General features: G+C 73.7%; 23 protein-coding genes and 1 pseudogene. 7 read left to right on the forward strand and 17 right to left on the reverse strand.

Annotated elements, in window-relative coordinates:
- Positions 1 to 130 precede the first annotated feature (130 nt).
- Positions 131 to 1,129: a transcription termination factor NusA gene (gene nusA / locus AB0F01_RS28985; RefSeq protein WP_362101676.1), complete on the reverse strand. Its 999-nt coding sequence runs from the start codon at positions 1,127 to 1,129 to the stop codon at positions 131 to 133.
- A 2-nt stretch (positions 1,130 to 1,131) separates the two neighbouring features.
- Complete coding sequence (gene rimP / locus AB0F01_RS28990) at positions 1,132 to 1,665, reverse strand: ribosome maturation factor RimP (protein ID WP_362101679.1); 534 nt, start codon at positions 1,663 to 1,665, stop codon at positions 1,132 to 1,134.
- Positions 1,666 to 1,872: 207 nt separating this feature from the next.
- On the opposite strand from rimP, the gene AB0F01_RS28995 reads away from it, so the two are divergent.
- From AB0F01_RS28995 to AB0F01_RS29005, 3 genes are all read left to right on the forward strand, one after another.
- On the forward strand, positions 1,873 to 2,436 hold the full coding sequence (locus tag AB0F01_RS28995) for a hypothetical protein (protein ID WP_362101682.1): 564 nt from the start codon (positions 1,873 to 1,875) through the stop codon (positions 2,434 to 2,436).
- A complete protein-coding gene (locus tag AB0F01_RS29000; protein WP_362101683.1) occupies positions 2,433 to 2,876 on the forward strand; it encodes a DUF4439 domain-containing protein in 444 nt (147 codons plus the stop codon). The genes AB0F01_RS28995 and AB0F01_RS29000 overlap by 4 nt, the downstream gene beginning before the upstream one ends.
- Before the next feature lie 124 nt (positions 2,877 to 3,000).
- Entirely contained in the window at positions 3,001 to 3,912 is a 912-nt protein-coding gene (locus tag AB0F01_RS29005) for an aminoglycoside phosphotransferase family protein (protein WP_362101686.1), read from the forward strand.
- 152 nt (positions 3,913 to 4,064) lie between these two features.
- Here AB0F01_RS29005 and AB0F01_RS29010 read toward each other — a convergent pair whose 3' ends face one another.
- From AB0F01_RS29010 to AB0F01_RS29020, 3 genes are read right to left on the reverse strand one after another with little or no spacing between them, the layout of a single operon-like run.
- Positions 4,065 to 4,613 carry a hypothetical protein gene (locus AB0F01_RS29010; RefSeq protein WP_362101689.1) on the reverse strand — a complete coding sequence of 183 codons (549 nt, stop codon included), beginning with the start codon at positions 4,611 to 4,613 and terminating at the stop codon, positions 4,065 to 4,067.
- Positions 4,610 to 5,758: a BN159_2729 family protein gene (locus AB0F01_RS29015; RefSeq protein WP_362101692.1), complete on the reverse strand. Its 1,149-nt coding sequence runs from the start codon at positions 5,756 to 5,758 to the stop codon at positions 4,610 to 4,612. The genes AB0F01_RS29010 and AB0F01_RS29015 overlap by 4 nt, the downstream gene beginning before the upstream one ends.
- Positions 5,755 to 6,336, reverse strand: coding sequence for a sigma-70 family RNA polymerase sigma factor (locus tag AB0F01_RS29020; protein WP_362101695.1), 582 nt, complete (start codon positions 6,334 to 6,336; stop codon positions 5,755 to 5,757). The genes AB0F01_RS29015 and AB0F01_RS29020 overlap by 4 nt, the downstream gene beginning before the upstream one ends.
- Before the next feature lie 407 nt (positions 6,337 to 6,743).
- Here AB0F01_RS29020 and AB0F01_RS29025 point away from each other — a divergent pair, with 407 nt between their 5' ends.
- Together AB0F01_RS29025 and AB0F01_RS29030 are read left to right on the forward strand one after the other, a co-directional pair.
- Positions 6,744 to 7,169 carry a helix-turn-helix transcriptional regulator gene (locus AB0F01_RS29025; protein ID WP_362101697.1) on the forward strand — a complete coding sequence of 142 codons (426 nt, stop codon included), beginning with the start codon at positions 6,744 to 6,746 and terminating at the stop codon, positions 7,167 to 7,169.
- A gap of 139 nt (positions 7,170 to 7,308) precedes the next feature.
- Complete coding sequence (locus AB0F01_RS29030; RefSeq protein WP_362101700.1) at positions 7,309 to 7,554, forward strand: hypothetical protein; 246 nt, start codon at positions 7,309 to 7,311, stop codon at positions 7,552 to 7,554.
- A 107-nt stretch (positions 7,555 to 7,661) separates the two neighbouring features.
- Here AB0F01_RS29030 and AB0F01_RS29035 read toward each other — a convergent pair whose 3' ends face one another.
- The 10 genes from AB0F01_RS29035 to AB0F01_RS29080 form a co-directional block, all read right to left on the reverse strand.
- Positions 7,662 to 9,365, reverse strand: coding sequence for a proline--tRNA ligase (locus AB0F01_RS29035; RefSeq protein WP_362101703.1), 1,704 nt, complete (start codon positions 9,363 to 9,365; stop codon positions 7,662 to 7,664).
- A 123-nt stretch (positions 9,366 to 9,488) separates the two neighbouring features.
- Positions 9,489 to 10,058: a GNAT family N-acetyltransferase gene (locus AB0F01_RS29040; RefSeq protein ID WP_362101706.1), complete on the reverse strand. Its 570-nt coding sequence runs from the start codon at positions 10,056 to 10,058 to the stop codon at positions 9,489 to 9,491.
- Between the two features lie 52 nt (positions 10,059 to 10,110).
- Complete coding sequence (locus tag AB0F01_RS29045) at positions 10,111 to 10,959, reverse strand: GNAT family N-acetyltransferase (RefSeq protein ID WP_362101708.1); 849 nt, start codon at positions 10,957 to 10,959, stop codon at positions 10,111 to 10,113.
- Positions 10,960 to 11,342: 383 nt separating this feature from the next.
- Positions 11,343 to 12,500, reverse strand: a complete 1,158-nt coding sequence (gene ispG / locus AB0F01_RS29050; RefSeq protein WP_362101710.1) for a flavodoxin-dependent (E)-4-hydroxy-3-methylbut-2-enyl-diphosphate synthase — start codon at positions 12,498 to 12,500, stop codon at positions 11,343 to 11,345.
- A gap of 210 nt (positions 12,501 to 12,710) precedes the next feature.
- Positions 12,711 to 14,003 (reverse strand): site-2 protease family protein, encoded by a 1,293-nt coding sequence (locus AB0F01_RS29055; RefSeq protein ID WP_362101738.1) that lies wholly within the window; start codon positions 14,001 to 14,003, stop codon positions 12,711 to 12,713.
- 8 nt (positions 14,004 to 14,011) lie between these two features.
- Positions 14,012 to 15,274 carry a 1-deoxy-D-xylulose-5-phosphate reductoisomerase gene (gene dxr, locus AB0F01_RS29060; protein WP_362101713.1) on the reverse strand — a complete coding sequence of 421 codons (1,263 nt, stop codon included), beginning with the start codon at positions 15,272 to 15,274 and terminating at the stop codon, positions 14,012 to 14,014.
- Positions 15,275 to 15,438: 164 nt separating this feature from the next.
- The gene (locus tag AB0F01_RS29065; RefSeq protein WP_362101715.1) at positions 15,439 to 17,388 is read right to left on the reverse strand and encodes an acyl-CoA dehydrogenase family protein; all 1,950 of its coding nucleotides are present in this window, start codon (positions 17,386 to 17,388) and stop codon (positions 15,439 to 15,441) included.
- Between the two features lie 231 nt (positions 17,389 to 17,619).
- Entirely contained in the window at positions 17,620 to 19,065 is a 1,446-nt protein-coding gene (locus AB0F01_RS29070; RefSeq protein WP_362101717.1) for an aldehyde dehydrogenase family protein, read from the reverse strand.
- Between the two features lie 168 nt (positions 19,066 to 19,233).
- A complete protein-coding gene (locus AB0F01_RS29075) occupies positions 19,234 to 20,865 on the reverse strand; it encodes a PucR family transcriptional regulator (protein WP_362101720.1) in 1,632 nt (543 codons plus the stop codon).
- Positions 20,866 to 21,297: 432 nt separating this feature from the next.
- Positions 21,298 to 23,421, reverse strand: coding sequence for an ATP-binding protein (locus AB0F01_RS29080; protein ID WP_362101722.1), 2,124 nt, complete (start codon positions 23,419 to 23,421; stop codon positions 21,298 to 21,300).
- A gap of 261 nt (positions 23,422 to 23,682) precedes the next feature.
- On the opposite strand from AB0F01_RS29080, the gene gabT reads away from it, so the two are divergent.
- A complete protein-coding gene (gabT, locus tag AB0F01_RS29085; protein ID WP_362101724.1) occupies positions 23,683 to 25,017 on the forward strand; it encodes a 4-aminobutyrate--2-oxoglutarate transaminase in 1,335 nt (444 codons plus the stop codon).
- 828 nt (positions 25,018 to 25,845) lie between these two features.
- Positions 25,846 to 26,231: pseudogene (locus AB0F01_RS29090) on the forward strand (phosphatase PAP2 family protein); the annotation flags it as partial.
- Positions 26,232 to 26,334: 103 nt separating this feature from the next.
- Here AB0F01_RS29090 and AB0F01_RS29095 read toward each other — a convergent pair.
- Positions 26,335 to 26,526, reverse strand: coding sequence for a hypothetical protein (locus AB0F01_RS29095; RefSeq protein WP_362101727.1), 192 nt, complete (start codon positions 26,524 to 26,526; stop codon positions 26,335 to 26,337).
- Positions 26,527 to 26,536: 10 nt separating this feature from the next.
- Positions 26,537 to 26,692 (reverse strand): hypothetical protein, encoded by a 156-nt coding sequence (locus AB0F01_RS29100; protein ID WP_362101730.1) that lies wholly within the window; start codon positions 26,690 to 26,692, stop codon positions 26,537 to 26,539.
- Between the last annotated feature and the right edge of the window lie 303 nt (positions 26,693 to 26,995).

A 26,995-nucleotide genomic window follows, 5' to 3' on the forward strand; every position in this document is an offset into this window, starting at 1 on the left:
CAAGGATCGAACACGTGCCGCAGAAAAAGCTGTCGTGATCTCAGCGACCTGCGGCCTGGATCCATTCCCCGGCCGCGTTCCGGCCGGCCGGGGACGCACGGTGCGGCCGCCGGCCGCACCGCCGCACGGGCTACTCGCCCGACGCGTCGCCGGGCTGCTCGGTGTCCGGCCGGATGTCGATCCGCCAGCCGGTCAGCCGGGCGGCGAGCCGCGCGTTCTGCCCCTCCTTGCCGATGGCCAGGGAGAGTTGGTAGTCCGGCACCGTCACCCGGGCGGACCGGGCCGCCATGTCCACGACCTCCACCTTGGAGACCCGGGCGGGCGACAGGGCGTTCGCCACCATCTCGGCCGGGTCGTCCGACCAGTCGACGATGTCGATCTTCTCACCGTTCAGCTCGGCCATGACGTTGCGCACCCGGCCGCCCATGGGGCCGATGCAGGCGCCCTTGGCGTTCAGCCCGGACCGCAGGGAACGGACGGCGATCTTCGTGCGGTGACCGGCCTCACGGGCGATCGCCGAGATCTCCACGGAACCGTCGGCGATCTCCGGCACCTCCAGCGCGAACAGCTTCTTCACCAGGTTGGGGTGGGTGCGCGACAGCGTGACCGAGGGCCCGCGCACGCCCTTGGCGACCCGGACGACGTAGCTGCGCAGCCGCATGCCGTGCGGGTACGTCTCGCCCGGGACCTGCTCCTGCACCGGCAGGATGGCCTCCAGCCGGCCGATGTCGACCAGCACGTTCTTCGGGTCGCGGCCCTGCTGGACGACACCGGTCACGATGTCGCCCTCGCGGCCCGCGTACTCGCCGAGCGTCGCGTCGTCCTCGGCGTCCCGCAGCCGCTGCAGGATCACCTGCTTGGCCGTGGTCGCGGCGATGCGGCCGAACCCCGACGGGGTGTCGTCGAACTCGCGGGGCTCCTGGCCCTCCTCGACGTCCTCGGGGTCCTCCTTCGCCCACACGGTCACGTGCCCGGTCTTCCGGTCGAGCTCCACGCGCGCCTGGCGGCGGCTGCCCTCGGTCCGGTGGTAGGCGATGAGGAGAGCCGATTCGATCGCCTCGACCAGCAGGTCGAAGGAGATCTCCTTCTCCCGCACCAGGCCCCGCAGGGCACTCATGTCGATGTCCACGGCTACGCCTCCTCTTCCTTCTCGTCGCCCTGCCTGGCGGACGCGTCGTCGGACTTGTCGTCCTTGCGGTTGAACTCGACCTGGACGCGCGCCCGGGTGATGTCGCCGAAGGCGAGCCTGCGCGCGGTGGGCCTGCGCCCCTTGACCCCCGGCACCTCGACGTCGAGTCCCTCGTCGTCGGCCGTCAGGATCCGGGCGGTCAGCTCGCCGCCCTCGGTCAGCTGGAACCTCACCAGGCGTCCGGTGGCACGCACGTAGTGCCGGTGCTCGGTGAGGAGACGCTCCGCGCCGGGGGTGCCCACTTCGAGGGTGTACTCCCCGCCGCCCATCGCGTCCGTCTCGTCCAGCTTCGCCGAGAGCGCGCGGCTCACATCGGCGATCCGGTCCAGGTCGGCACCGGTGTCGGAGTCGACGGTGACGCGCAGCACCCGCTTGCGGCCGACCGAGTCGACGGCGATCTCCTCGAGATCGAGGCCCTGTGAGCTGACGAGCGGTTCCAGAAGTTCTCGCAGCCTCTCGCTCTGGGTGGTGCTCATCCGGGTGACTCCTCGGCCGCGTGTGCTGTTGTGGGACGGTGCGCGTGTCTGGTCAAAGGGTATCCGGTCGCAGAGGGTGATGCCGTCCACCCGGTGACGGAGGGTGCCGCTGACCGCCGCCGGGGGCGACCCCGGGTACCGTGATCACGCGTCTGCGGCCCCCGCCGTCGCCGCCACGTTCGAACGAGCCCCCCGAGGACGTCTCCCGTGCCGTTCCCCCATCTCCCGGGCACCCGCTCGGGGCCCCGCAGACGGAGCCTGCTCGCCGTCGCCCCGGCGGCCCTCGTCGCCGCGGGCTGTTCCGCCGGGTCCGACGACTCCGCCACCACCCGCGGCAGCGGCCCCTCGGCCGCGGAACGGGTCCGCGCGCGTGCGGCCCGGGACAGCGGGGAGCTGGCCGCCCGGTACGACGCGGTGATCGCCGCGCACCCCGGGCTCGCCGACCGGCTGCGCCCGCTGCGCGCGGACGTCGTCCGGCACGCCGGGGCCTTCGGACCCGCGCCGACGCCGACGACGTCCTCGTCCTCGGAGGCACCGACGCCGTCCGGAACCGGCGCCGAGACGTCCGCGGCCCCCTCCGCGCCGGCCTCCCCCGCCGTGCCGGCGACGCCGAAGGAGGCCCTGGCCGGCCTCGCCGCGGCGGAACGGGAGCTCGCCGACCGGCGCACCCGCGCGCTGCTGGAGGCGCCGGGCGAGCTGGCCCGCCTGCTGGCCTCCGCGGCGGCGGCCGGGGCGGCGCACGTGTTCCTGCTGACGGAGGGACGGGCGTGAACGAGGCGGAGGAGCGGGAGCTGCGGTCGCTGCAGGCGGCCCTGGCGGCGGAGCACGCGGCGGTGTACGGCTACGGCGTGGTCGGCGGACGCGTCGGCAAGGACCTCGGACCGCAGGCACGCGCCGCCTACGACGCCCACCGGGCCCGCCGGGACGCGCTGGTGCGCGACGTCCGGGAGGCGGGTGCCGCACCGGTCGCCGCGGCCGCCGGGTACGCGCTGCCCTTCCCGGTGCCGGACGCGGCGGCGGCCGTACGGCTGGCCGCGGAACTGGAGAACCGCCTGGCCGGCGTCTACGCGGACCTGGTCCGCGACAGCCGGGGCGGTCGGCGCCGGACCGCCGCGGAGGCGTTGCGGGAGGCGGCGGTGCGCTCGGCCCGCTGGAGCGGGGGGAGCGTAGCCTTCCCTGGGCTGGCCGAGCGGGCCGGTCCGGACGACTGAGGCGCCCGCGGGCGGCACGGCCCGGGACGGCACGGCGCCGGGCGCGCGGACGGCGCACGACGGGCGGCGGGTTCCGCGACACCGCGGGCAGGCTCCGCGACACCACGAAGGGAACGACGCGCGCATGGTTTTCGACCCGCCGAGGCGTCTGGTGAGGGCGCTCGCGGAGACGGCTCCGGACGGTGACCGCTGGCTGGAGCAGGTGCCCGGGGCGGCACGGCGGGCCGTGGCCGCGCTCGGGTTGACCGTGGAGCGGGTGCAGGTGCCCGGGGGCCGCAGCAGTCTGGTGGTGCTGGTGAGCACGGCGCAGGGCACGCCCGCGGTGCTGAAACTGGCGCCGCGCCGGTTCCGGCCGGAGGCCGAGCGGGCCGCGCTCGCGCACTGGGCCGGGCGGGGCGCGGTGCAGCTGCTGGACGCCGGCACCGCCCCGGAGGAGTCGGAGGGGGTGCTGCTGCTGGAGCGGCTGCACCCGGACGTGTCGGTGCGGTCGCTGCCCGAGGCACGGGCACTGCTGGAGGCGGCGGGGACACTGCGCCGCCTGTGGGTGCCGCCGCCCGGGGACCACGTCTTCGAGACGGTCGCCGAGCGGACCGGGCGGCAGGCGGAGGCGATGCGGGCGGGCACCGGGGCGGACCCGGAGTCGGCCGCGCTGGTGCGGGCCGCGCTGGCCGCCCGGGACGAACTGCTCGCCGGGCCGCCCGAACCCCGCCTCCTGCACGGGACGTTCCGGCAGAGCAAGGTGCTCGCGGGCGATCGGATGCCGTGGCTGGCGGTGGGCCCGGACCCGGTGGTCGGCGAGTGCGCCTTCGATCTGGCCCGGCTCGTCCGCGACCGGGTCGAGGACCTGATCGCCCAGCCGTCCGGCGCGGCGACGACCCGCCGCCGGGTGAAGCGGCTCGCGGAGTCGCTGGAGGTGGACCAGGAGCGGCTGCGCGGCTGGACCCTCTTCCGTGCGGTGGAGTCGGGCGTGCGCGCCCGCCGGGTGGGCCGCGCCCAGGACGCGGAGCTGCTGCTGGAGTTCGCCACCTGGCTGTGACTCCTCGGAGGTCGTGGAGGGCTCGGAGGTCCGGGGCGGCGTGCGGGCGGGCGCGCCCCCCTGCCGGTGATGGTGGCAGGGGGGCGCCGGTGATCCGGACGGCGTGCCTCCCGAGCTTGCCGGCCGGATTCCCGGGTCTCCCCCGGCACGGCTCACAAACCGGCCGGGGGCCCCGGTGCCTGCCGTCCGGCCGCGGCGGCGAAACCGGCCGACAGGGTTCCTTCGCAGGCCAGCAGCTGCGTGTGGCGGCGGATGACCGCGTCCTGGTCGGGGGCGTCGCCGTCCGGCGCCGGGTGCGGGACGGGTTCCGGCCCGGGGGGCACGTGGGCGAACAGGGCGAGGTCGCCCGGCGCTATCCGCCACGACAGGTGCCAGCCCCCGGCGACCAGGCACAGGCGGTACGCGCCCTGCGGTCCCTGGCCGGGGCCGGTGAGGGGCGTGAGGACCGCGCTGGCCGGGTGCAGCGCCGCGAGCCAGGCGAGGAGGTGGGCCCGCTCCCGCTGCACGCGGCCCAACTGGCGTTCGTAGGAGTCGGCGTGCTGCTGCCACCGGGCCAGCCGCTGTCTGCTGACGGACAGTTCGTGCTGGAGGCGCAGCCGGTCCTCGGTCTCCCGGCGGCGGGCCGAGCGGTGCCGCAGGAGCCGCCCGAGCAGGCCGCCGGGACGCCGTCCGGCAGCCCCCACGGCTGCCCGGGGGCTCATCGGTCCTCCTCGTCGTGCGGGACGCCGCGGACGGGGGTGAGGGGGCCGGCGTACTCGGCGACGTTGGCCAGGGAGCAGCGCTCCGGGCGGCCGTCCACCGACATCAGGGGCATCCCGTCGGGGGTGCGCAGGCCCTGGAAGTACCAGGTCTCCCCGTGCGCGTCCCGGTGCGGGAGCGTCAGGTCGTAGGTGGTGCCGCCGTGCCGGTAGGTCCGCTCGGCCGTCCCGCCCGCACCGTCCCCGTGGGGGCGGTCCGGGCCGCGGGCGACGACGGTCACCCGGACCCCGTCGCGCCGGCCTTCGCCGGCGAGCGTACGGGGGCCGAACGCCTCGCCGGACACGGTGACTCCGAAGTAGGCGCACCAGGCGTCCCAGCGCGGGTACGGGGGCGCGAGCCCGAGGAGGACCCGCACGGTGTCGCCGTCCGCCCGGACACCGTGCACGTCCGGGTGGGTGCCGACCTCACGCTCGACGGCCCGCGCCACGGCCCGGGCGCGGGCGGCGGCGTCCTGCTCCGGGGTGGCGGTCGGGGCCCGTGCCGGGGCAGGGGCAAGGTGTTCCGTTCCGCCGCCGCCGGGCAGGACGTGGAGGTGGCCCGCCGGGCTCGGCAGGGTCCGGACGGGGAACTCCAGGAGTCCGGCGGGGAGCGCCGCCGGGGCGTCCGGGAGGTGGACGTCGAGGACGTGGTCGTGCCGGCAGGCCGTCACGGTCACGCGGACGACGGACACCGTGCGGACGTCGACGGGGGCATCGGCGCGGGCGTGCTCGGGGAAGCCGTCCGCGGCGTGCGGGTGTCCGTCCTCGGGGTGGATGTGTCCGCCCTCGGGATAGGTCCGACCGCCCTCGGGATAGGTCCGTCCGCCCTCGGGGTGGGTGCGTCCGTCGACGACGGCCCAGGGATGCCCGTCGACGAGCCGGAGGGCACCGTCCGCCGCCTGGGCGTGCCCGTCCGCAGCGGGGAGGGAGGCGTCCGCCGCGTAACCGTGCCCGTCCACGACGGGAAGGTGGGCGTCCGCCGCGTAACCGTGCCCGTCCGCGGGAGGGAGATGGGCGTCCGCCGCGTAGGCGTGTGCCTCGCCGGTGGGGAGGGGGTCGTACGCCACGGGGAGGTGGCCGTCGACGGCGTGCAGGGGGCGTTCGTTCACGAGGGCATCACTCCCGCCGCCCAGCGGAGTTTGTGCATGGCGCGGTGGGTCAGCGCCTTGACGGCGCCGACGGTCCGGCCCATGGCGTGTGCGGTCTCCTCGGCCGACAGCCCGCCGAGGAAGCGCAGTTCGACGCAGTGCCGCTGGGGCGGGGCGAGGGTGCCCAGCGCGCGGCGCACGGTCTCGCCGGCCTCGATCGCGTCCAGTTCGCGCAGCACCAGCGACTCGGTGCCGGGGCCGGGCTGCACCGGGTCGCCGAACTCGGCGACGAGGGTCTCCCGGCGGGTGCGGCTGCGGCCCACCTCGTCGAGGTGCAGGTTCCTGGCGATGATGGTGAGCCAGGCGACGGGGTCCGTGCCCCGCCAGGCGAAGCCGCCGATGGTGCGCAGGGCGCGGGCGAACACCTCCTGGGTCAGGTCTTCGGCCAGGTGACGGTCGCGGGTGCGGCACAGCAGATAGCGGTACACGAATCCGTAGTGCTCGCGGTAGAGGTGGGCGAACGCCTCCCTGTCCCCGGTGCGGGCACGAGCGAGCCACGCGGGCTCCGGGGTGGTCCCCCTGCCGGTGTGTAAGGACACGGTCGGTACTCCTTCTACGTCGGGTCACGGGCGGGCGCCCGGTGTGCGGCGCCTCGCGGGTGCGCAGGACAGGGCGCGGCGGACCCGCCTGCAATCTTCATGTGGATGTAGATTCTTGTGTGACACTTCGCGTGGGCCCCACCACCCGAGGAGGCCCCGGCCGGGGCAGCCCGGACGCACGCCCGTCCACCACCGGCCCGGCCGATGTCCGACCCCCCGAAGCCGTCTACAGTCTCCGTGTAGATGTAGATCGTGTCAAGGTACCCGGGGCATACTCGGTTTACGGGGCGTACGGGATCCGGAGGTTGTGCGCGGGCGGCTCACGCGCGCGGGCGCACACCATACGGTCCTGCGACGATCTGCGATCTACTTGCGCTTGTAGATGGCCATGGCCGATCCTCTGACGCGTGACGAACCGCGAGACGCCCTCCCCCACCTCCTCCACCCCCGGCGACGACCTGGACCGGCCGGGCGAGGATCTCGCAGCGCTGCTCGAGCGCCTCCTCGCGCAGGTCCCCGGCCGGAGCCAGAAGGACCTGGCACGGGAGGCGGACATCTCCTACCAGACGCTCAACGCCTGGATGAACCGCACCCGGGGCACCTCGCGGATCCCCCCGGAACGCCTGCGGGCCATGGTCGAGGTGTTCCGGCGGTGGGGCGTGCGGACGACGCCCAAGGAGTTCTTCGAGGCCGTTGGGCGGCCGGTGCCCGGACCGGGCCGCGACGAGCGCGAGGCCCGGCTGCTCAAGCTCTACCGCCAGCTCCCCGAGGCACGGCAGCGCGCGCTGATCAAGGACGCCGAAGCCATGCTCCAGGTCAGCCGGATGTCGTGATCCCAGGCGTCACATCGGCCCGACGGCCGACGATTGCACCAAAAACCCCACAGGTGGCCCAGAGCACCGATACCATCGGGTGGCCGCTGGCCTCCCGAAGCGGAATTTCATGCCGTTGTGCATCCCTGGGGAGACAGTCATGTGCATCCACGTTTTCGTGGCGGACGATCTGCCGGACATCGTTGTGTGGGACCCCGACGAGGTCAGCGTCCTGGTGGCGCGGGGCTCCCGGGCCCGGGAGGTGCTCCGGGAACTGCGGGCCCTGCTGACGATCGACCTGGGAGCGCCGGAGGGCTCCGGCACCGCACTGCTGTGCTTCTGCGGTGCGCGCATCGACCTTCCCGTCGGCCTCACCGAACAACCGGTCACGGCCGGCGTCTGCTGACCCCGGCGTGAGGTCCGGTCCACGGCGTGCGCCGCGCGACCGGGCAGTCCCGTCCGGCGTCGCCTCCGGCCCGGCCGAGCCGGCCGGAGGCGACCCGCCGGGCCGGGTCAGAGGGCGGTCAGACGGGCCACGGCCTCCTCGACCGTGAGCTCCTCCCGCTCACCGGTGCGGCGGTCCTTCAGCTCCACCACGCCCTCGGCGGCACGGCGTCCGGCGACCAGGATCTGCGGGACACCGATCAGCTCGGAGTCGGTGAACTTCACGCCCGGGGAGACGCCCGCACGGTCGTCGACCAGGACCCGCACCCCGGCCGCGGCGAGCTTCTCCGAGACGTCCAGGGCGAGTTCGGTCTGCAGCGCCTTGCCCGCGGCCACCACGTGCACGTCGGCGGGCGCGACCTCCTTGGCCCAGATCAGGCCCTTGTCGTCGGCGTGCTGCTCGGCGAGCGCCGCGACCGCGCGCGAGACGCCGATGCCGTAGGACCCCATGGTGACGCGGACCGGCTTGCCGTTCTGGCCGAGCACGTCCAGCTTGAGGGCGTCGGTGTACTTGCGGCCGAGCTGGAAGATGTGGCCGATCTCGATGGCGCGGTCCAGCCGCAGGCCGGTGCCGCACTTCGGGCAGGGGTCGCCCTCCTGCACCACCACGACGTCCACGTAGGCGTCGACCTCGAAGTCACGGCCGGCGACCACGTTCTTGGCGTGCGTGTCGGCCTTGTTCGCGCCCGTGATCCAGGCCGTGCCGGGCGCCACGCGGGGGTCGGCGAGGTAGCGGACCTTCTCCAGGCCCTGCGGGCCGACGTAGCCGCGGACCAGCTCGGGGCGGGCCGCGAAGTCCGCCTCCGTGACCAGTTCGACCTCGGCGGGCGCGAAGTGCGCCTCCAGCTTGCCCATGTCGACCTCGCGGTCGCCGGGCACGCCCACGGCCACGATCTCGCCGTCCACCTTGACCAGCAGGTTCTTCAGGGTCGCGGAGGCCGGGACGCCGAGCGAGGCGGCGAGGGTCTCGATGGTGGGGGTGTCGGGCGTCGGGATGTCCTCGGCCGCGGGCACGTCCGCCGCGTCGACCGGCCGCACCTCGTAGGTGATCGCCTCGGTGTTCGCGGCGAAGTCGCAGTTCGGGCAGTCGGCGAACACGTCCTCCCCGGCCTCGGCCGGGGCCAGGAACTCCTCGGACTTGGAGCCGCCCATCGCGCCGGCGGTGGCCGCGCAGATCCGGTAGTCCAGGCCCAGCCGCTCGAAGATGCGCTGGTACGCCTGCCGGTGCAGGGCGTAGGACTCGCCGAGTCCCTCGTCGGTGACGTCGAACGAGTAGGAGTCCTTCATCAGGAACTCACGGCCGCGCAGGATGCCCGCCCGGGGCCGGGCCTCGTCGCGGTACTTGGTCTGGATCTGGTAGAGGATCACCGGCAGGTCCTTGTAGGAGGACGCCTGGTCCTTCACCAGCAAGGTGAAGATCTCCTCGTGCGTCGGGCCGAGGAGGTAGTCGCCGCCCTTGCGGTCCTTCAGGCGGAACAGCTCGCCGCCGTACTCGTCCCAGCGGCCGGTCGCCTCGTAGGGCTCGCGCGGCAGCAGGGCGGGCAGCAGCACCTCCTGGGCGCCGATGGCGTCCATCTCCTCGCGGACGACGCGCTCGACGTTGGCGAGGACCTTCTTCCCCAGCGGCAGCCAGCTCCAGATGCCGGCGGCGGTGCGGCGCACGTAGCCCGCGCGGACCAGCAACTTGTGGCTGAGGACCTCGGCGTCCGCCGGGTCGTCGCGCAGCGTCTTCGCCATCAACTGGGACATGCGCTGGACCGGTGCGTTCGCCATGGTTCTCGTCACTCCTGCTGCTGGGGGTCCCCCGGCTCGAACGCAGCCGAGAGGGGGGAAGGTGATGACGAGAGGTTAGCCGGGCGGGACGGGGCGGTGGAAATCGGTTATGGACCGGCCTCGTCAGGGGCGCAGCAGGGGCAGGGGGGCGCCCATCACGGCGTAGGGCTTGGTGGCGCTGGGGAAGTGGACCCGGCGGGCCAGGTCCTGGTAGCCGAGGGAGCGGTACAGGCCGCGGGCGGGGCTCTCCACGTCGATCGCCGAGAGGATCGAGCGGGGTTCGTCGGCGCCGTCGGTGATCGTGGTGATCAGGGCCCGGCCGATGCCGTGCTGCTGGTGCCGCGGGTGGACGTGCAGCTCGGTGATGACGAAGGAGTCGTCGAGCCAGTCCCCGTGGCCGAGGGCGCGCAGGTAGGGCTCCACGACGGTGGACCACCAGTGGCCGCGGTCGTTGGGCATGCCGTAGACGAAGCCGACCAGGCGCCCGGAGGCGGTGGTGGCGCCGAACGCCCGGGCCCCCGGGAGCGTCATGTGGCGCAGGACGATCTGCCGGCGTACGGCCACCTCGTCGGGGCCGAGCCCGAACGCCGCCGCCTGGACGGCCAGGGCCGCGTCGACGTGGGCCGGGAGGTCGAGGGGGCCGATCACGATGTCGTCGGCGTCGGGTCGGCCGTGACCGGGAAAGCGCAGCATGCGGGGAGACTACAGGGCGTCGGGGCCGGTCCGGAGGGGTCGCCCGGCCGTCTCAGAACAGCACGCTCATGAACGCGCCGACTTCCTCGAAGCCCACCCGCCGGTAGGTGCGGCGGGCGGGGGTGTTGAAGTCGTTGACGTAGAGGCTGACCACCGGGGCGACGTCGGCGAGGGCGTACCGCAGGACGGCGGCCATGCCGGGGGCGGCGACGCCGGTGCCGCGGTACTCGGGGGCCACCCAGACGCCCTGGATCTGGCAGGCGCGGTCGGTGGCGGCGCCGATCTCCGCTTTGAACACGACGTTGCCGTCGGCGTCGAAGCGCGCGAAGGAACGTCCCGCCCCGACGAGCTCCGCGACCCGGGCCTGGTACAGCAGTCCGCCGTCGCCGGCCAGCGGGGAGATGCCGACCTCCTCGGTGAACATGGCGACACAGGCCGGCATGATCCGTTCCATCTCGTCCTTGCGGACGCGGCGCACGTAGGGGTCCGGGGCGAGGTCGGCGGGCATGCGGTCGGTGACCATGAGCGGCTGGCAGCGGCGGACCTCGCGGGCGGGGCCCCACTGGGGTTCCAGCAGCCGCCACAGCTCGGCGGTGGGTTCGGCCGGGCCGACGATGGAGGAGCAGCGGCGGCCGGCCCGGCGGGCCCGGTCGGCGAAGGCGCGCACGGCCCGGGGGGTGGCACAGATGGGGACGAGGTTGGCGCCCGCGTAGCACAGGGAGGTCAGCATGCCGCCCTCGTACCAGCCCCACATCTCGCCGCCGAGCCGCCAGGGATCCAGGCCGGCGACCTGCACCCGGGACGTCACGAAGGCGTTGGCGACCGGCTCGCGGTCGAGCACCGCGAGAGCGGCGTCCAGGTCACTCGGTTCGAGGACCCGGGAGGTGGTCTGCGTCAACACGCGCGGGGGCCTCACACACTGGGGTCTGCTGGTTTCCGCACTGTACCTGCGGAGCCGGTGCCGCGCCGCATCGTGCCGGTGCCTTCCCGCAGCCCGCTCCGCGGATCGTGCTGGGCGTGCGGGCCCGCCGCAGCGCGCCCCGGAACGCGTACCCGTCCGGCTCGGAACGCGTACCGGTCCCGCCCGGAACGCGTACCCGTTCGGCTCGGAACGCGCCTCCGGTCCGGCGCCGGGAGTCGGCCCGGGCCGGTCCGGAGGCGTGCCGGTTCCGCTTGCTCCGCGGCCGGAAGGGCCGTGTCGCCGCGGGGCGTCGGTGCCGTCGGCGGGGCCGCGGGGCTCCTCCCCGTCCGGCCGGGACGCGTTCGCGGGCGGGGGCGGCGGGGTCAGCCGGCGACGGAGATCTGGGGCTCGCCCGAGGCGATGCCGTCCTTCTCCATCTGTTCGGCGATCTTCATCGCCTCCTCGATCAGAGTCTCGACGATCTTCGACTCCGGCACCGTCTTGATGACCTCGCCCTTGACGAAGATCTGCCCCTTGCCGTTGCCCGACGCCACCCCCAGATCGGCCTCCCGCGCCTCACCCGGACCGTTCACCACACAGCCCATGACCGCGACCCGCAGCGGCACCTCCATGCCGGTCAGACCGGCGGTGACCTCCTCGGCCAGCTTGTACACATCCACCTGCGCCCGCCCGCACGACGGGCAGGAGACGATCTCCAGACCCCGCTGCCGCAACCCCAGCGACTCCAGGATCTGGTTCCCGACCTTGATCTCCTCCACCGGCGGCGCCGACAACGACACCCGGATCGTGTCCCCGATCCCCTGCGACAACAGCGCACCGAACGCCACCGCCGACTTCACCGTCCCCTGGAAGGCCGGACCCGCCTCCGTCACCCCCAGGTGCAGCGGGTAATCACACTGCGCCGCCAGCTGCCGGTACGCCTCGATCATCACGACCGGGTCGTTGTGCTTCACCGAGATCTTGATGTCCCGGAACCCGTGCTCCTCGAACAGCGACGCCTCCCACAGCGCCGACTCCACCAGCGCCTCCGGGGTGGCCTTCCCGTACTTCTGCAGCAGCCGCCGGTCCAGCGAGCCCGCGTTCACCCCGATACGGATCGGCGTCCCCCGCTCCCCCGCCGCCTTCGCGATCTCCTTGACCTGATCGTCGAACTTCTTGATGTTGCCCGGATTCACCCGCACCGCCGCGCACCCGGCCTCGATCGCCGCGAACACGTACTTCGGCTGGAAGTGGATGTCCGCGATCACCGGGATCTGCGACTTGCTCGCGATCACCGACAACGCGTCCGCGTCGTCCTGCGTCGGACACGCCACCCGCACGATCTGGCACCCCGACGCCGTCAGCTCCGCGATCTGCTGCAACGTCGCCCCGATGTCCGACGTCCGCGTCGTCGTCATCGACTGCACCGACACCGGCGCGTCACCGCCCACCGCCACCGACCCGACCTGGATCTTGCGGCTCCTGCGGCGCTCGGCCAGCTTGATCGGAACGGACGGCATGCCGAGAGAAATCGCAGTCATCTGCAGTGCAACCCCAAGTCGTGGATCAAGGTCCGGCTCCCGGTGAGCAGCGGGCTCCGGGTCCCGAGATTACGGTACGGGCGCGCGGCCGGGCACATCACGCCCCTAAACCCACCCAAAGGACGACGGCCCGGAACGGGGCGGTTCCGGGCCGTCGTGAACGGCGGGTGACGGGTGTCCGGCCGGGGCCCGGCCAGGCAACGAAAGGCCCTAGGAGATGCGGACCGGGTTGACCACGTCGGCGACGAGGACGAGCAGCGTGAAGCAGACGAAGATCCCGGCCACCACGTAGGCCACCGGCATCAGTTTCGCGACGTCGAACGGTCCGGGGTCGGGCCGGCGCAGGACCCGGGCCAGGTTGCGGCGCAGCGACTCCCACAGCGCGCCCGCGATGTGCCCGCCGTCGAGCGGCAGCAGCGGGAGCATGTTGAACAGGAACAGGGAGAGGTTGAAGCCGCCGAGCAGCATCACGAACATGGCCATCTGCTGGGAGGCGGGGATCTCCAGCGTGGCGATCTCACCGCCGACCCGGGCCGCCCCCACGACGCCCATCGGGGAGTCGGGCTCGCGCGGTCCGTCGCCGAAGGCCGCGTCCCACAGGGCGGGGACCTTCGACGGCAGGGCGGCGAGGGAGTCGACGGCGTCGCCGACCCGGTCGGTCATCCAGACCACGGAGTCGCCGAGGTCCTGCTTGACGACGCCGGTGGCCGCGCTGAAGCCGAGGAAGCCGGCCTTGACGTACTCGCCCTCGACGTAGGTGCCGTTGCCGTCCTTCTTGGCGACCAGGTTGGTGGCGATCTTCGCCTGGAGGGCGACCTCCTGGCCTCCGCGGTCGACGACGATCGGCACCTGCTGGCCGGCGCTGTCCCGGATGAGGTCAGAGAGCGTGGCCCAGTCCTCGGTGCGCACGCCGTCGAAGGCGACGATCCGGTCGCCCGCCTTCAGGCCGGCCGCCTCGGCCGGGGACTCGGGGTCGCCGGCCTTGCAGGTGTCGCGGTTCTCGCTCTGGGAGATGACGCACGGCGAGACGGAGCTGACGGTGGTGGTCTGCTGCTGGATCCCGAAGCCCATCAGGACGGTCAGGAACAGCGCCACGGCGAGGATCAGGTTCATGAAGGGGCCGGCGAACATGATGATGACCCGTTTCCACGGCTTGCGCGTGTAGAACAGGCGCTTCTCGTCGCCGGGCTGCAGTTCCTCGAAGGCCGCCGAGCGGGCGTCCTCGATCATGCCGCGCCACGGGGAGGTGGAGCGGGCCTCCAGCCGTCCGTCGGGGCCGGGCGGGAACATGCCGATCATGCGGATGTAGCCGCCGAACGGGATCGCCTTCACGCCGTACTCGGTCTCGCCCCGCTGCCGGGACCAGAGGGTGGGCCCGAAGCCGACCATGTACTGCGGCACCCGGATGCCGAACATCTTGGCCGTCGACAGGTGGCCCAGCTCGTGCCAGGCGATGGAGACCAGCAGGCCGACCGCGAAGACGACTATGCCGAGGAAGAACATCAGGGTCGTCATGCACGCGCCTCCGCGCTCGCCGTCCGGTCGGTCAGTTCCCGGACCCGCGTCCGGGCCCAGGTCTCCGCTTCGAGGACGTCCGACACGGTCAGCGAGGTTCCCGGCCGCGGGGTGCCGTGTTCCTCGACCACCCGCGTGACGGTCTCGATGATGCCGTTGAACGGCAACGTGCCGGACCGGAAGGCCTCCACGCACTCCTCGTTGGCGGCATTGAACACCGCCGGCGCCGTCCCGGCGAGCTCGCCCACGTGCCGGGCGAGGTTCACCGAGGGGAACGCCTCGTTGTCCAGGGGGAAGAACTCCCAGGTGGACGCCTTGCTCCAGTCGAAGACCGGGGCCGCGTCGGGGACCCTTTCGGGCCAGCCGAGGCCGATGGCGATGGGCCCCCGCATGTCGGGGGGCGTCGCCTGGGCCAGTGTCGATCCGTCCGTGAACTCAACCATCGAGTGGACATACGACTGCGGGTGCACGACGACCTCAATGCGGTCGAAGGGAATGTCGTAGAGCAGGTGCGCCTCGATGACTTCCAGGCCCTTGTTGACGAGCGTCGCCGAGTTGATGGTGATCACCGGCCCCATCGCCCAGGTGGGGTGGGCGAGGGCGTCCTCCACGGTGACGTCGGCCAGCTCCGCCCGGGTCCGGCCGCGGAAGGGGCCTCCGGAGGCGGTGACGACCAGCTTGCGGACGTCGGCGCGGGTGCCCGCGGCGAGCGCCTGGAACAGTGCGGCGTGCTCGGAGTCCACCGGGATGATCTGACCGGGCTTCGCCAGCGCCTTGACGAGCGGCCCGCCGACGATGAGCGACTCCTTGTTGGCGAGCGCGAGGGTGCGGCCCGCCTCCAGGGCGGCGAGGGTCGGGGCGAGGCCGATGGAGCCGGTGATGCCGTTGAGGACGGTGTGGGCGGGCGAGGCGGCGGCCTGGGTGGCCGCGTCGGGCCCGGCGAGGATCTCGGGCAGCGGCTCCCCGGCCCCGTACCGCGCGGACAGCGCCTCCCGCAGCGCCGGTACGGCGTCCTCGCGGGCGACGGCGACCGTGCGCACCCGCAGCCGGTGGGCCTGCTCGGCGAGGAGGCCGGTCCGGCTGCCGTGGGCGGACAGGGCGGTGACCCGGAAGCGGTCGGGGTTGCGCAGCACGAGGTCGATGGCCTGGGTGCCGATCGACCCGGTGGAGCCGAGGATCACCACGTCCTTGGGGCCGTCCCCGGCAACGGGGTCGTACACCAGATGGGGATCGGCCAGGGGAGCTGGAGCGTCGGTCATGGGCTCTATTGTGTCCGGTCGCGCCGGCTGCCGGGTCCCGCCCCGGCAGCCGGTTTCCGTGTCCTCGTGCTCCGGCCGCCGTGCGGGGCGGGGCAGGCGGTCGGCAGGCGGTCAGCGGATCGGCCGATGCACGTTCCCCTTCGTGCTCGGGCCGGGGTGGCCGGTCAGCGGATCGGCCGGTGCACGTTCTCCTTCGTGCTCGGGCCGGGGGAGGCGTCCGCGATCCAGGGGCCGTCCCCGGAGGGGTCGACGACGCCCTGCTCCAGCCAGGCGTAGGTGCCGGACAGGACGCCCTTGACGACCTTGCGGTCCAGGTCGTCGGTGTTGGTCCACAGCCGACCGAACAGCTCCTCGACGCGGATGCGGGACTGGCGGCAGAAGGCGTCGGCGAGCTGGTACGCCTCGCGGCCGTTCTCGTCCCGGCGGCGCAGCAGTTCGGCGCGGACGCAGGCGGCGCTCATGGCGAACAGTTCGGCGCCGATGTCGACGATCCGGCCGAGGAAGCCCTGCTTGGTCTCCATCCTCCCCTGCCAGCGGGACATGGCGTAGAAGGTGGAGCGGGCCAGCTTGCGGGAGGTGCGTTCGACGTACCGCAGGTGCGTGGAGAGGTCGACCGCGTGCTTGAAGTCGCCGTAGGAGCCGGGGAGCTGTCCCGGCCCGGCGACCAGCCGGGGCAGCCACTTGGCGTAGAAGACGCCCGCGCCGGCGCCCGCCCGGGCCTTGTCGCCGAGGGACTTCTCGGGGTCGATCAGGTCACCGGCGACGGACAGGTGCGCGTCGACCGCCTCCCGCGCGATCAGCAGGTGCATGATCTCGGTGGAGCCCTCGAAGATACGGTTGATGCGCAGGTCCCGCAGCAACTGCTCGGCGGGGACCGCCCGTTCGCCGCGCGCCCGGAGGGAGTCGGCGGTCTCGAAGCCGCGTCCGCCGCGGACCTGGACCAGCTCGTCGGCCATCAGGCAGGCCATCTCCGAGCCGTACAGCTTAGCGAGGGCGGCCTCGATGCGGATGTCGTTGCGGTCCTCGTCGGCCATCTGCGAGGACAGGTCGAGGACCGCTTCCAGGGCGAAGGTGGTGGCGGCGATGAAGGAGATCTTGGAACCGACCGCCTCGTGCAGCGCCACCGGCTTGCCCCACTGCTCCCGGGCGGCCGACCACTCGCGGGCGATCTTCAGGCACCACTTCCCGGCGCCGACGCACATCGCGGGCAGGGACAGCCGGCCGGTGTTGAGGGTGGTGAGCGCGATCTTGAGTCCCTGGCCCTCCTCGCCGATGCGGTGGGCCGCGGGCACCCGGACCCGGTGGAAGCGGGTGACGCCGTTCTCCAGGCCGCGCAGGCCCATGAAGGCGTTGCGGTTCTCCACGGTGATGCCCTCGGAGCCGGCCTCGACGACGAAGGCGGTGATGCCGCCGCGGTGCCCCTCGGACTTCGGCACCCGGGCCATGACCACCAGGAGGTCGGCGACCACGCCGTTGGTGGTCCACAGCTTCACACCGTCGAGCACGTAATGGTCGCCTTCGGGCACGGCGGTGGTGGCGAGGCGGGCCGGGTCGGAGCCGACGTCCGGCTCGGTGAGCAGGAACGCCGAGATGTCGGTGCGCGCGCAGCGCGGCAGGAACGTCTCCCGCTGCTCCCGGGTGCCGAACATCTTCAGGGGCTGCGGGACGCCGATCGACTGGTGGGCGGAGAGCAGCGCGCCGATCGCCGGGCTGGCGGAGCCGACCAGGGCGAGCGCCTTGTTGTAGTAGACCTGGGTGAGGCCGAGGCCGCCGTACTTGGTGTCGATCTTCATGCCGAGGGCGCCGAGCTCCTTGAGCCCGGTGATCACCTCGTCCGGGATCCGCGCCTCGCGCTCGATCAGGGCGCCGTCGATCTTCGTCTCGCAGAAGTCGCGCAGTTTGGCGAGGAACTCCTCGCCGCGCTGGGCGGCCTCGTCGGCGGGCAGCGGGTGCGGGTGGATCAGGTCGAGGCGGAAGCGGCCGAGGAACAGTTCCTTGGCGAAGCTGGGCTTGCGCCAGTCCTGTTCCCGGGCCGCCTCCGCGACCTGGCGGGCCTCACGTTCGGTGACGGTGGGGGAAGACGGAACCGGGGGTGTTGCGGGTGTTGCGGACATGAGGCTCACCTCGCCGCGAATCGGGGGGAGTGGGTGCGTTACCGACTGGTGCTACCCGATCGTATGTACCGGATCCGTCGCGGCCCCACCACCCTTCGTGCGCCCGTTCGGCCCATACCGGTCCCCGTCCGTGCGGCCCCGCCGGGGACCGCCCGGCGGCCCGGGAGCGACCGAGGGCCCGGCGCCGGAGGGTTCTCCGGTGCCGGGCCCCGGCGGACGGGACGGACGGGCTCAGAGGTCGAGGCCGGTCAGCACCATCACGCGCTCGTAGGTGTAGTCGTCCATCGCGAAGCGAACGCCCTCGCGGCCCACGCCGGACTGCTTCGTGCCGCCGTACGGCATCTGGTCGGCGCGGTAGGACGGCACGTCGCCGATGACCACGCCGCCGACCTCCAGGGCGCGGTGGGCCCGGAAGGCGGTCTGCAGGTCGTGGGTGAACACGCCTGCCTGGAGTCCGTACTTGGAGTCGTTGACGGCGTCGAAGGCGGCGGCCTCGCCGTCCACCTTCTGCACGGTCAGAACGGGGCCGAAGACCTCCTCGCAGGAGAGGGTGACGTCGGCCGGCACGTCGGTCAGCACGGTCGGCGCGTACGAGGCGCCGTCCCGCTTGCCGCCGGTGTGCAGCGTGGCGCCCGCCGCGACCGCCTCGTCCACCCACGCCTCGACCCGCTTGGCGGCGTCCTCGCTGACCAGCGGGCCGACGTCGGTCCGGTCGTCGTTCGGGTCACCGGTCACCTGGGCCTCGACGGCGGCGACGATGCGCGGCAGCAGCCGGTCGTACACGGAGGCGTCGGCGATGACCCGCTGCACGGAGATGCAGGACTGGCCGCCCTGGTAGTTGGAGAAGGTGGCGATGCGGCCCGCCGCCCGGTCGAGGTCCTCGTCGCTCGCGAAGTCGGCGAGGACGACGGCCGCGCCGTTGCCGCCGAGTTCCAGGGTGCAGTGCTTGCGCGGCACCGAGTCCATGATCGCGTAGCCGACCTGCTCGGAGCCGGTGAAGGAGATCACCGGCAGCCGCTCGTCCCGCACCAGGGCGGGCATGCGGTCGTTGGGGACCGGCAGGATGCTCCAGGAGCCGGCGGGCAGGTCGGTCTCGGCGAGCAGCTCGCCGAGGATCAGCCCGGACAGTGGGGTCGCCGGGGCGGGCTTGAGGACGATCGGCGCGCCGGCCGCGATGGCCGGGGCGATCTTGTGGGCGCACAGGTTCAGCGGGAAGTTGAACGGCGCGATGCCGAGGACCACGCCCTTGGGGAAGCGGCGGGTGAAGGCGAGGCGGCCCTGGCCGCCGGCGTCGGTGTCGAGCCGCTGGGCCTCGCCGGCGTTGAACCGGCGGGCCTCCTCGGCGGCGAAGCGGAACACGGAGACGGCCCGGCCGACCTCGCCGCGCGCCCACTTGACCGGCTTGCCGTTCTCGGCGGAGATCAGCAGCGCGATCTCCTCGGTGCGCTCCACGAGGCGGCGGCTGACGTGGTCCAGGGCGGCGGCCCGGACGTGGGCGGGGGTGGCGGCGAAGGCGTCCCGCACGGCGTACGCGGCGGCCACGGCCTCCTCGACCTGGGCGTCGGTGGGCACGCTGACGGTGCCGACGACCCGGCCGTCCCAGGGGGAGGTGACGTCGAAGGCGGCCTCGCCGGTGGCCTGGCGGCCGGCGAGCCAGAAGGCGTGGGTGGAAGTCATGGAGTCCCGGCCCTTCCGCGTGTGAGTGGATGCATGGATCGGTGAGAACCACGGTAGGGGCGGGCCGGTGGGCGGTCGTTTGTCCGAGTCGTAGCAGTCGGGTGAGCGGCCGCGCCGCTTTGGCACCTCTCCCCCGCCGGGGCCGGCAGGGGTGCGGGCACCGGCGCCTCAGTCCGCCGGCTCCGCCGACGTGGCTTTCAGCGCCAGCCACAGCTCCATGCGGACGTCCGGGTCGTCCAGGGAGCGGCCGAGGATCTCCTCGACGCGGCGCATGCGGTAGCGCAGGGTGTGGCGGTGCACGCCCAGGTCGGCCGCGGCGGCGTCCCACTGGCCGTGGCGGGAGAGCCAGGCACGGAGCGAGGCCACGAGGTCGCCTCGCCCGGTCGCGTCGTGGTCGCGCAGGGCCCGCAGCAGTCCGTCGGCGAAGGCCCGGACCGCGTCGTCGGCGAGCAGCGGGAGGACGGACCCAGCGGCCATCTGCTCGTGCTCGACCAGGGCCCGGCCGCGCCGCCGGGCCACCGACAGGGCCTGCCCGGCCTGCTTGTAGGCGGTGGCGGCGGCGATCGGTCCGGCGGGGGCGGACAGGCCCACGACGAGGTCGCCCTGGTCGGGGCCGCCGAGGGGCCGGGCCGGGCCGCCGGTGCGGGCGGCCTCCTGGGCGGCGGCGTGGTCGCAGCAGGCGGTCACGGCGGCGCCGCCGTCGGTGGCCAGTATCACCAGCCGCTCCCCCTCGGGGACGACGAGGACCGCCTCGCCGGACCGGGCGGCGGCGGACTCCACGGCCTCGGTGAGGGCGCCGAGGGCGTCGGTGCCGGTGTCGCCGCGGTCGTGGACACCGCCGGGCGCCGGCACGGTCTCGGCGACGACGATCCGGAAGGGCGCGTCGAGCAGGTCCCCGTACAGGTCGCCGGCCACCGCGCGGGCGTGGTCGGGCTGTCCGGCGAGCAGCATGCGCAGGACGGCGGCGCCGATGCGCTGTTCGGCGGCGTGCAGGGAGCGGGAGCGTTCCGTCGTGAGGGTCAGCAGGGCGATGGCGGAGTGCAGGGCGTAGCGCTCTGCGGTGCCGAGGGCGGCGGCCGTGCCGACGGCGAGGGCCGCGCGGGGGCGCCGGCCGGTGCCCAGGGAGTGCAGTTCGACGCGGTCGTCACGGTCCTCGCCCTCGGGTCCGGCGACGACCGCGGAGGCGGGCGCGGGCCGTTCCCGCAGCCGCTGGACGTCCGCGGTGAGGCGGGCGGCGCGCCGGCCGGCCCAGTCCGGTGCCGCCGCGACCACGGCCCCCGAGGCGTCGTAGAGAGCCGCCCATCCGTCGACCTGGGAGGCGAGGGCGGCGAGCAGACCCTCGGGTCCGTCGCTGAGGGCGTGCCGGGTCAGTTCCCGCTGGGCGGCGAACCCGGCGGTCACCGCGCGGTACTGGTCGGCGGCGATGGCGGCGGAGACGGCCTTGCTGATCGCGAGGAACGGCGTGCGGCGCGGCACCTCCAGCAGGGGCAGGCCCTCCGCGCGGGCGGCGTCGACGAGCGCTTCCGGGATGTCCTCGTAGTGCACGCCGACGGCGAAGCCCAGCCCGACGACGCCGGCCCCGGCCAGCCGCTTCACGTAGCGGCGCATGGCCTCCGGGTTCTCGGCGTCCAGCTTCAGGGCGGTGATCAGCAGCAGCTCCCCGCCCTCCATGTAGGGCACCGGGTCGGCGAGTTCGCTGGCGTGGGCCCAGCGGACGGGCACGTCGAGACGGTCCTCCCCCGCGCGGACGGTCAGCTTCAGCGCGGTGTGGTGCACGAGCGAGGCGAGCGTCAGGGGCATGGGGCTTGAGCCTTCGGGTCTGCGTCGGTGGGGCGGAACGGGAGGGGCCGGACTGCCGACGGGTCGGTGAGCCGGCCGGTCGGCACGGGGCGCCGAACACCGTGCCGCGTCACACGGCGACGCGTCCGGCACCGACCGGCCGGCAGCGATCCGCAGGCGTCCGGCAGCGACCGGAGGGACGAGGATCTGTTGGCCGTCCTGTATGAAGGTCGTGGTTCGATTCTGCCTCACTGTACGGTGGCCGGCCCTCCCGGGATGCCGGTCCCGCCCTGGGGCCCGGCTCTCCCCCGGGGTGCCGGTCCCGCCGGTGGCCGGCTCTCCCCGGGATGCCGGTCCCCCGGGGTGCGGGTCCCGCCGGTGGGCGGTCTCCCCCGGGGCGCCGGTCCCCCGGTGGGCGGTCTCTCCGGGTGGCCGGTCCCACCGGCGCCCGGCTCACCCCCGCAGGTCGACCAGCAGCGGCGGCGCGTGCTCACCCCGGACGTCGGTCAGCGACAGCACCGCGTGCCCCGGCGGTACCGCGTGGGCCAGCTCCGACGCGGACCACCGTTCCCGTTCGACCTGGCGGACGGTGACCGCCCGCGCGGTCGGCGCCCGGCCGGTGATCACCCGGCGCAGGCCGTGCCACGCCTTGCCCGCCGCACTCTCGGCGATGATCTGCCGGTCGGTGACGTCCCGGGCCTCCGTCCACTCCTTGCCCCACACCTCGGCGAAGTCCTGCCCGTCCCACGGGGTGAGCCCGGCCAGGGCCACCCTGCACCCGATGGCCCCGAGCAGCGGCCCGCGCAGCGGCCGGGGCACGTCGTCCAGGGTGCGCAGGGTCAGCACCGCGCCGGCGTTGGCCGACCGCAGCCGCTGGATGCCGCGCACCGACTCCGGCGTCACCAGCCCGGTGGCGTCGTCCAGCACCAGGCAGGCGAACAGGGACCGGTCCTCGCGCACCGTCACGCTCGCGGTGAACTGCGCGAGGACCAGCCGGGCCAGCATCCGGGAGGCGTCCGCGTGGCCGCGTTCGGGCAGGTCGATGCGCACCCGCACCGGGTGGTCCAGCGCCTTCAGGGAGAACGGCCGGGACTGCCCGGAGGTGTCGAAGAACCCGGCGAAGGCGGGCCGGTCGAGCAGCGCCACCCGGTCGGCGAGCACCCCGCCCACGTCTCCGGGGTGCGCCATCTGCCGTTCCCGGGCGTCGAGTTCGCGCAGCAGCGAGTCCTGTCCCGCCTCCGTCAGCCCTTGACGCAGGGCGGCCAGCGGCCCGGGGGCGCCGTCGAGCAGCTGCCGCAGTTCGGGGACGGACGGGAAACGCCCGTGCACGGCGCGGAACGGCCCGAGGAGCTGGGCGAGGACCGTGGTGGAGCGGCGGCTGTCGCTGCCCGGGTGCGGCTCGGCCAGGTCCCCGGTGAGTCCCTCGGCGAGCACGGCGGCGGCCTCGTCGGGGTCGGTGATGCCGCCGTACAGATCGAGGTCGTACACCGAGTCCGGGTTGCCGATTCGCACGACGACGTCGTACGCGTCGGCCGGGCCGAGCCCCGCTCCCGCGGCTCCGACCACGACCACGGCGGCCCGTCCGGCCAGCGCGTGCAGGCACAGCGACTCGGCCACGGGCCGCACGAGCCGCCCGGTCTTGCCGGAACCGGCCGGGCCGACGGCGAGCAGGGACGTACCGAGCAGGTCGGGGCCGAGAGCGAGGCCGGTGCCGCGGTACACGTACGGGTTGCGGGGGTCCTCCGCGGTGGTGCCCAGGCGCACCTGGCCGGTGACCAGGTCGTGCCGGGCCTGCCGGGCGGGCAGGTCGCGGGCGCCCGAGGGGTGCGGGCAGGCGGCGGCGCCCGCCTCGGTCACGGCGGCGGTGAAGGTGGCCAGGTCGTGGCGGCCGGTGCGCACGCCCTGCCAGGCGCGGGTGATCCGGGCGTGGTCGACGTCCCGCATCAGCCCGGCCCGCGCGTCGGCGGCGAGTCGTTCGGCGGCGTCGACGGCACCGGCGGCGCGGAGCGCCGGCCAGGTGGCGGGGTCGGCCTCCGGGGCGGCCGGTCGCGGCTCCTCGCGGGGGGTCCGGCGCCAGGCCGGCGGGCCGTAGCGCCGCCAGATCTCGCCGAAGCGGCCGAGCCGTCCGACGCCGACCATGATGGCTCCGGCGATGAGCACGTAGTAGGTGTAGACGGCGACGACGGCGCCGAAGCTGTGCGGCTCGGCCCAGGAGTCCGGGATCATCGCGTAGAGCGGCAGCAGCCACCAGCCGCCCAGGTAGCCGTTCCACAGCAGCGACCAGATCAGCCAGCCGACCAGGAACGCGATCAGCGCCCCGCTCAGCAGCTGCCGTCCGGGCACCTGCTCCGGTTCCTCCTCCGGGCGCGGCCGGTGCCCGAACCGCCACACGCCGGGCAGGGCCTCCGGGCGGGGCGTGCGCAGCCAGGCCAGGAACGCGGACCCGTCCGGCAGCGGCGGCATCCCTGGTGCACGGGCCGGCCGCGGCGGCACCGCGGGCATGTCCGGAGGGCCCGCCGGGCGCGGTACGGGCTTTGCGTGCGTGCCCCGCGCGTCCTGGGTCCCGTCGCTGTCCATCGCCCTGCCCCCTGACCAGCCGCTCTCGTCACCGTCAGCGAGCCAATCTAACGCCCCGGCAGGGCGAGTTCACCGCATACGCGGCCGGGTCCGGCCGCTGCGGGTGCGCCGCGCCCGGACTCGAGCCCCGGCGGCGCCATGTCCACCGCGGACAAGCCGGTCCCCCCGACAACGCCCACATGGAGCATGCCCAGGCCCCCGTGGCCGCCCTAGCCTGCGAGAAAAGAGGAAAGCGTCCGTCTTCACCCCCAGGAGCCCCGCATGACCGCACTTCCGCAGGAGCGCCGCGTCGTCACAGCCATCCCCGGCCCGAAGTCGCAGGAGCTGCAGGCCCGCCGTACCGCCGCGGTCGCGCAGGGCGTGGGCTCGGTGCTGCCCGTGTTCACCGCGCGGGCGGGCGGCGGCATCATCGAGGACGTCGACGGCAACCGGCTGATCGACTTCGGTTCCGGCATCGCCGTGACCTCCGTCGGCGCCTCCGCCGAGGCCGTCGTCCGCCGCGCCTCGGCCCAGCTCGCCGACTTCACGCACACCTGTTTCATGGTCACGCCCTACGAGGGCTACGTGGCCGTCGCGGAGGCGCTGGCCGAGCTGACCCCGGGCGACCACGCCAAGAAGTCGGCGCTGTTCAACAGCGGCGCGGAGGCCGTCGAGAACGCCGTCAAGATCGCGCGGGCGTACACCAAGCGCCAGGCGGTCGTGGTCTTCGACCACGGCTACCACGGCCGGACCAACCTCACGATGGCGCTGACCGCGAAGAACATGCCGTACAAGCACGGCTTCGGCCCGTTCGCGCCCGAGGTCTACCGGGTCCCGGTGGCCTACGGCTACCGCTGGCCGACGGGTGCGGAGAACGCCGGCCCGGAGGCCGCCGCGCAGGCGATCGACCAGATCTCCAAGCAGGTCGGGGCGGAGAACGTGGCCGCGATCATCATCGAGCCGGTGCTCGGCGAGGGCGGCTTCATCGAGCCGGCCAAGGGCTTCCTGCCGGCGATCAGCAAGTTCGCCACCGACAACGGCATCGTCTTCGTCGCCGACGAGATCCAGTCCGGCTTCTGCCGCACCGGCCAGTGGTTCGCCTGCGAGGACGAGGGCATCGTCCCGGACCTGATCACCACGGCCAAGGGCATCGCCGGCGGCCTGCCGCTCGCCGCCGTCACCGGCCGCGCCGAGATCATGGACGCCGCACACTCCGGCGGCCTCGGCGGCACCTACGGCGGCAACCCGGTGGCGTGCGCGGGCGCGCTCGGCTCCATCGAGACGATGAAGGAGCTGGACCTCAACGCCCGGGCGAAGAACATCGAGGCGGTCATGAAGGCCCGCCTGACCGCCATGGCCGAGAAGTTCGACGTCATCGGCGACGTCCGCGGCCGGGGCGCGATGATCGCCATCGAGCTGGTCAAGGACCGCGCCACCAAGGAGCCGCACCCGGAGGCGACCGCCGCGCTGGCCAAGGCGTGCCACCAGGAGGGCCTGCTGGTCCTGACCTGCGGCACCTACGGCAACGTGCTGCGCTTCCTGCCGCCGCTGGTCATCGGCGAGGACCTGCTGAACGAGGGCATGGACATCATCGAGCAGGCGTTCGCCCGCGTCTGAGGACGCCGCGCGCGGCCCGCGTCGCCGCACAGGTGAGCGTGCGTCCGGGCAGGTGGGCGACCCGCGGCCGGACCGTCCGGCCGCGGGCGGCAGAGCGTGTGAAGAACGTGTGCGAGGTGGATGACAGGGGGCCCGTTCCCCTGTCGCGGGCCCACCCCCTGCCGTAGGTTCGTACCGGATGAGAGATACACCCCGCCCGCAGGGCACTGCGGGCGGCACAGGCCGGGGCCTCCCCAGCTTCGACCTGGTCGTGCCCTCGCGCACACAGCCGGAGCCCTGAGTTCCGGGTCTCCTCACGATCGGACGGTCGCCCGCCCCACACCCCCCGGGGCGCGCGGCGTTCCGGTCCGAGCGGACGGCGACAAGCCGCCCGCTCCCCGTAGGGCCGACGCAGCTCCCCCCCCTTGCGTCGGCCCTTCGGCATTGCCGCACCTGCGAAGCTGTGCGCGTATCCTCTACCGCGTCTCCCTCCTGCTCGTCCGGCTCGTCGGTCGTTCGGCTCTGCTCCTCTCGCTGATCACTGGCAGGTCGTCAGCCATGGGCACTGCCAAGCGTGGACCGGGACATCAGCGATGCTCTGTTGAACCCGGACCAGGGCTCCGAGCTGCTCGCCGATCTCGGGAACGTGCAGGTCGCGGTCCCGGTGCTGGGGCGGTGCCCGGGTACGCGGCCTGGCGGGCGCGGGCCGCAGCTGGGACCGGTGGTGGCCGGCACCCCTCGGCGCGGTGGGGTTGAAGATGAGGCGGTGCCCGGGTACGCGGCCTGGCGGGCGCGGGCCGCAGCTGGGACCGGTGGTGGCCGGCACCCCTCGGCGCGGTGGGGTTGAAGATGCTGGTGCCGGTGTTCGTCGTGCCGCTCAAGGCGTGGACGTCCCGGCACGGCAAGCGGCCGTACCGCCCGGGACCGGCTACTTCCCCTCCGAGCACATGGTCACCGCAGCCGTCGCCTACGGTGCCGCGGCGCTCGTGCTTCTGCCCCGGCTGCGCACGGCCACGGCCCGCCGCGTCCTCGTCACCGTCTGCGCCGCCCTCGTGCTCGGTGTGTCGTACGGGCTCGTGCGGCGCGGCTAGCACTGGCCACTGGATGTCGTGGCCAGCTGGGGCCTCGCCTCCGTCCTGCTCACCGCGCTGTGGCTGCTGCTCAGCGGCCCCGGCCGAAGCAGGCGTCAAAGTCCGCCCGAAAATCCCAGCCCCCGAAGAACCGGCACCGGTTGACCGACCACGTCACCAGACCGCGCGGGGCCGGCCAGGCGCCATGGGCGGAGACGTCGCACGAAAGACCTCCCTCGAATGAGGACCCGCCGCCCCGCCGCCCCGCTCAGAGTAGGTGATCGGCCTTCCCCGCCTTGATGTCCAGGATCAGGGAGCGGAGCGCTTCACCGCTGTCGGTGACGTACTGGTCCTCCTGTCCGGCTATGGCTATGTAGGCGTTGCTTCGGGAGTCGGTGCCGAGGCGGAAGCAGCTCGCGCCTTCGCCACAGAAGGGCTTTTCCCAGCTGATGTCGTCCATCGGGGTCTCCTCACAGGCCGTTGACGATGTCCCGGACAACGTCGCGTGACGCCTCCCGTGACAGGGCGACACGTTCGGTCCAGTCCAAGTGGGCGCGGTACTTGGCCAACTGCACCTGCTCACCAAGGAAGTCGGGACCGTGGGAGTTGTCGATCTGGACGCACACGTGCGCCGAAGCTCCCCGGTGGCCCGGACCGATCGTTCCCAGCGCCTACAGCAGCGCCCCTCGCCCCACCGCCACCGCTGCGAGGGGCCAGGCACAGGAAGAAGGGGAGAGCATCGAACGGAGCCCAGGCGAACACAGGCCAGGAACGATGCCGAAGGATCTGCACGGCTAGCACCTCAGCCAGTGGTCGACCTGTCGGTATCTCACTGAGCGTTTTCAGAGTGGCCACCGATGGGGTGACAGCGGCGAGGGCACAACGCACGAGGCACCCGCGCCGTTGAGGGAGGTGTTCGAAGTCTCAAC

Source organism: Streptomyces sp. NPDC029526, assembly GCF_040637405.1.
GTDB lineage: Bacteria > Actinomycetota > Actinomycetes > Streptomycetales > Streptomycetaceae > Streptomyces.

Bases quoted from the DNA above. Each gene is read 5' to 3' on its own strand.
- AB0F01_RS29005 (WP_362101686.1), top strand. From the start codon at position 3,001: ATGGTTTTCGACCCGCCGAGGCGTCTGGTGAGGGCGCTCGCGGAGACG.
- gabT (WP_362101724.1), top strand. From the start codon at position 23,683: ATGACCGCACTTCCGCAGGAGCGCCGCGTCGTCACAGCCATCCCCGGC.
- AB0F01_RS29040 (WP_362101706.1), bottom strand. From the start codon at position 10,058: ATGCTGCGCTTTCCCGGTCACGGCCGACCCGACGCCGACGACATCGTG.
- AB0F01_RS29010 (WP_362101689.1), bottom strand. From the start codon at position 4,613: ATGAGCCCCCGGGCAGCCGTGGGGGCTGCCGGACGGCGTCCCGGCGGC.
- AB0F01_RS29065 (WP_362101715.1), bottom strand. From the start codon at position 17,388: ATGTCCGCAACACCCGCAACACCCCCGGTTCCGTCTTCCCCCACCGTC.
- AB0F01_RS29080 (WP_362101722.1), bottom strand. From the start codon at position 23,421: ATGGACAGCGACGGGACCCAGGACGCGCGGGGCACGCACGCAAAGCCC.
- AB0F01_RS29095 (WP_362101727.1), bottom strand. From the start codon at position 26,526: ATGGACGACATCAGCTGGGAAAAGCCCTTCTGTGGCGAAGGCGCGAGC.
- AB0F01_RS29075 (WP_362101720.1), bottom strand. From the start codon at position 20,865: ATGCCCCTGACGCTCGCCTCGCTCGTGCACCACACCGCGCTGAAGCTG.
- AB0F01_RS29070 (WP_362101717.1), bottom strand. From the start codon at position 19,065: ATGACTTCCACCCACGCCTTCTGGCTCGCCGGCCGCCAGGCCACCGGC.
- AB0F01_RS29055 (WP_362101738.1), bottom strand. From the start codon at position 14,003: ATGTTCTTCCTCGGCATAGTCGTCTTCGCGGTCGGCCTGCTGGTCTCC.
- AB0F01_RS29035 (WP_362101703.1), bottom strand. From the start codon at position 9,365: ATGGCGAACGCACCGGTCCAGCGCATGTCCCAGTTGATGGCGAAGACG.
- rimP (WP_362101679.1), bottom strand. From the start codon at position 1,665: ATGAGCACCACCCAGAGCGAGAGGCTGCGAGAACTTCTGGAACCGCTC.
- AB0F01_RS29030 (WP_362101700.1), top strand. From the start codon at position 7,309: ATGTGCATCCACGTTTTCGTGGCGGACGATCTGCCGGACATCGTTGTG.
- ispG (WP_362101710.1), bottom strand. From the start codon at position 12,500: ATGACTGCGATTTCTCTCGGCATGCCGTCCGTTCCGATCAAGCTGGCC.
- dxr (WP_362101713.1), bottom strand. From the start codon at position 15,274: ATGACCGACGCTCCAGCTCCCCTGGCCGATCCCCATCTGGTGTACGAC.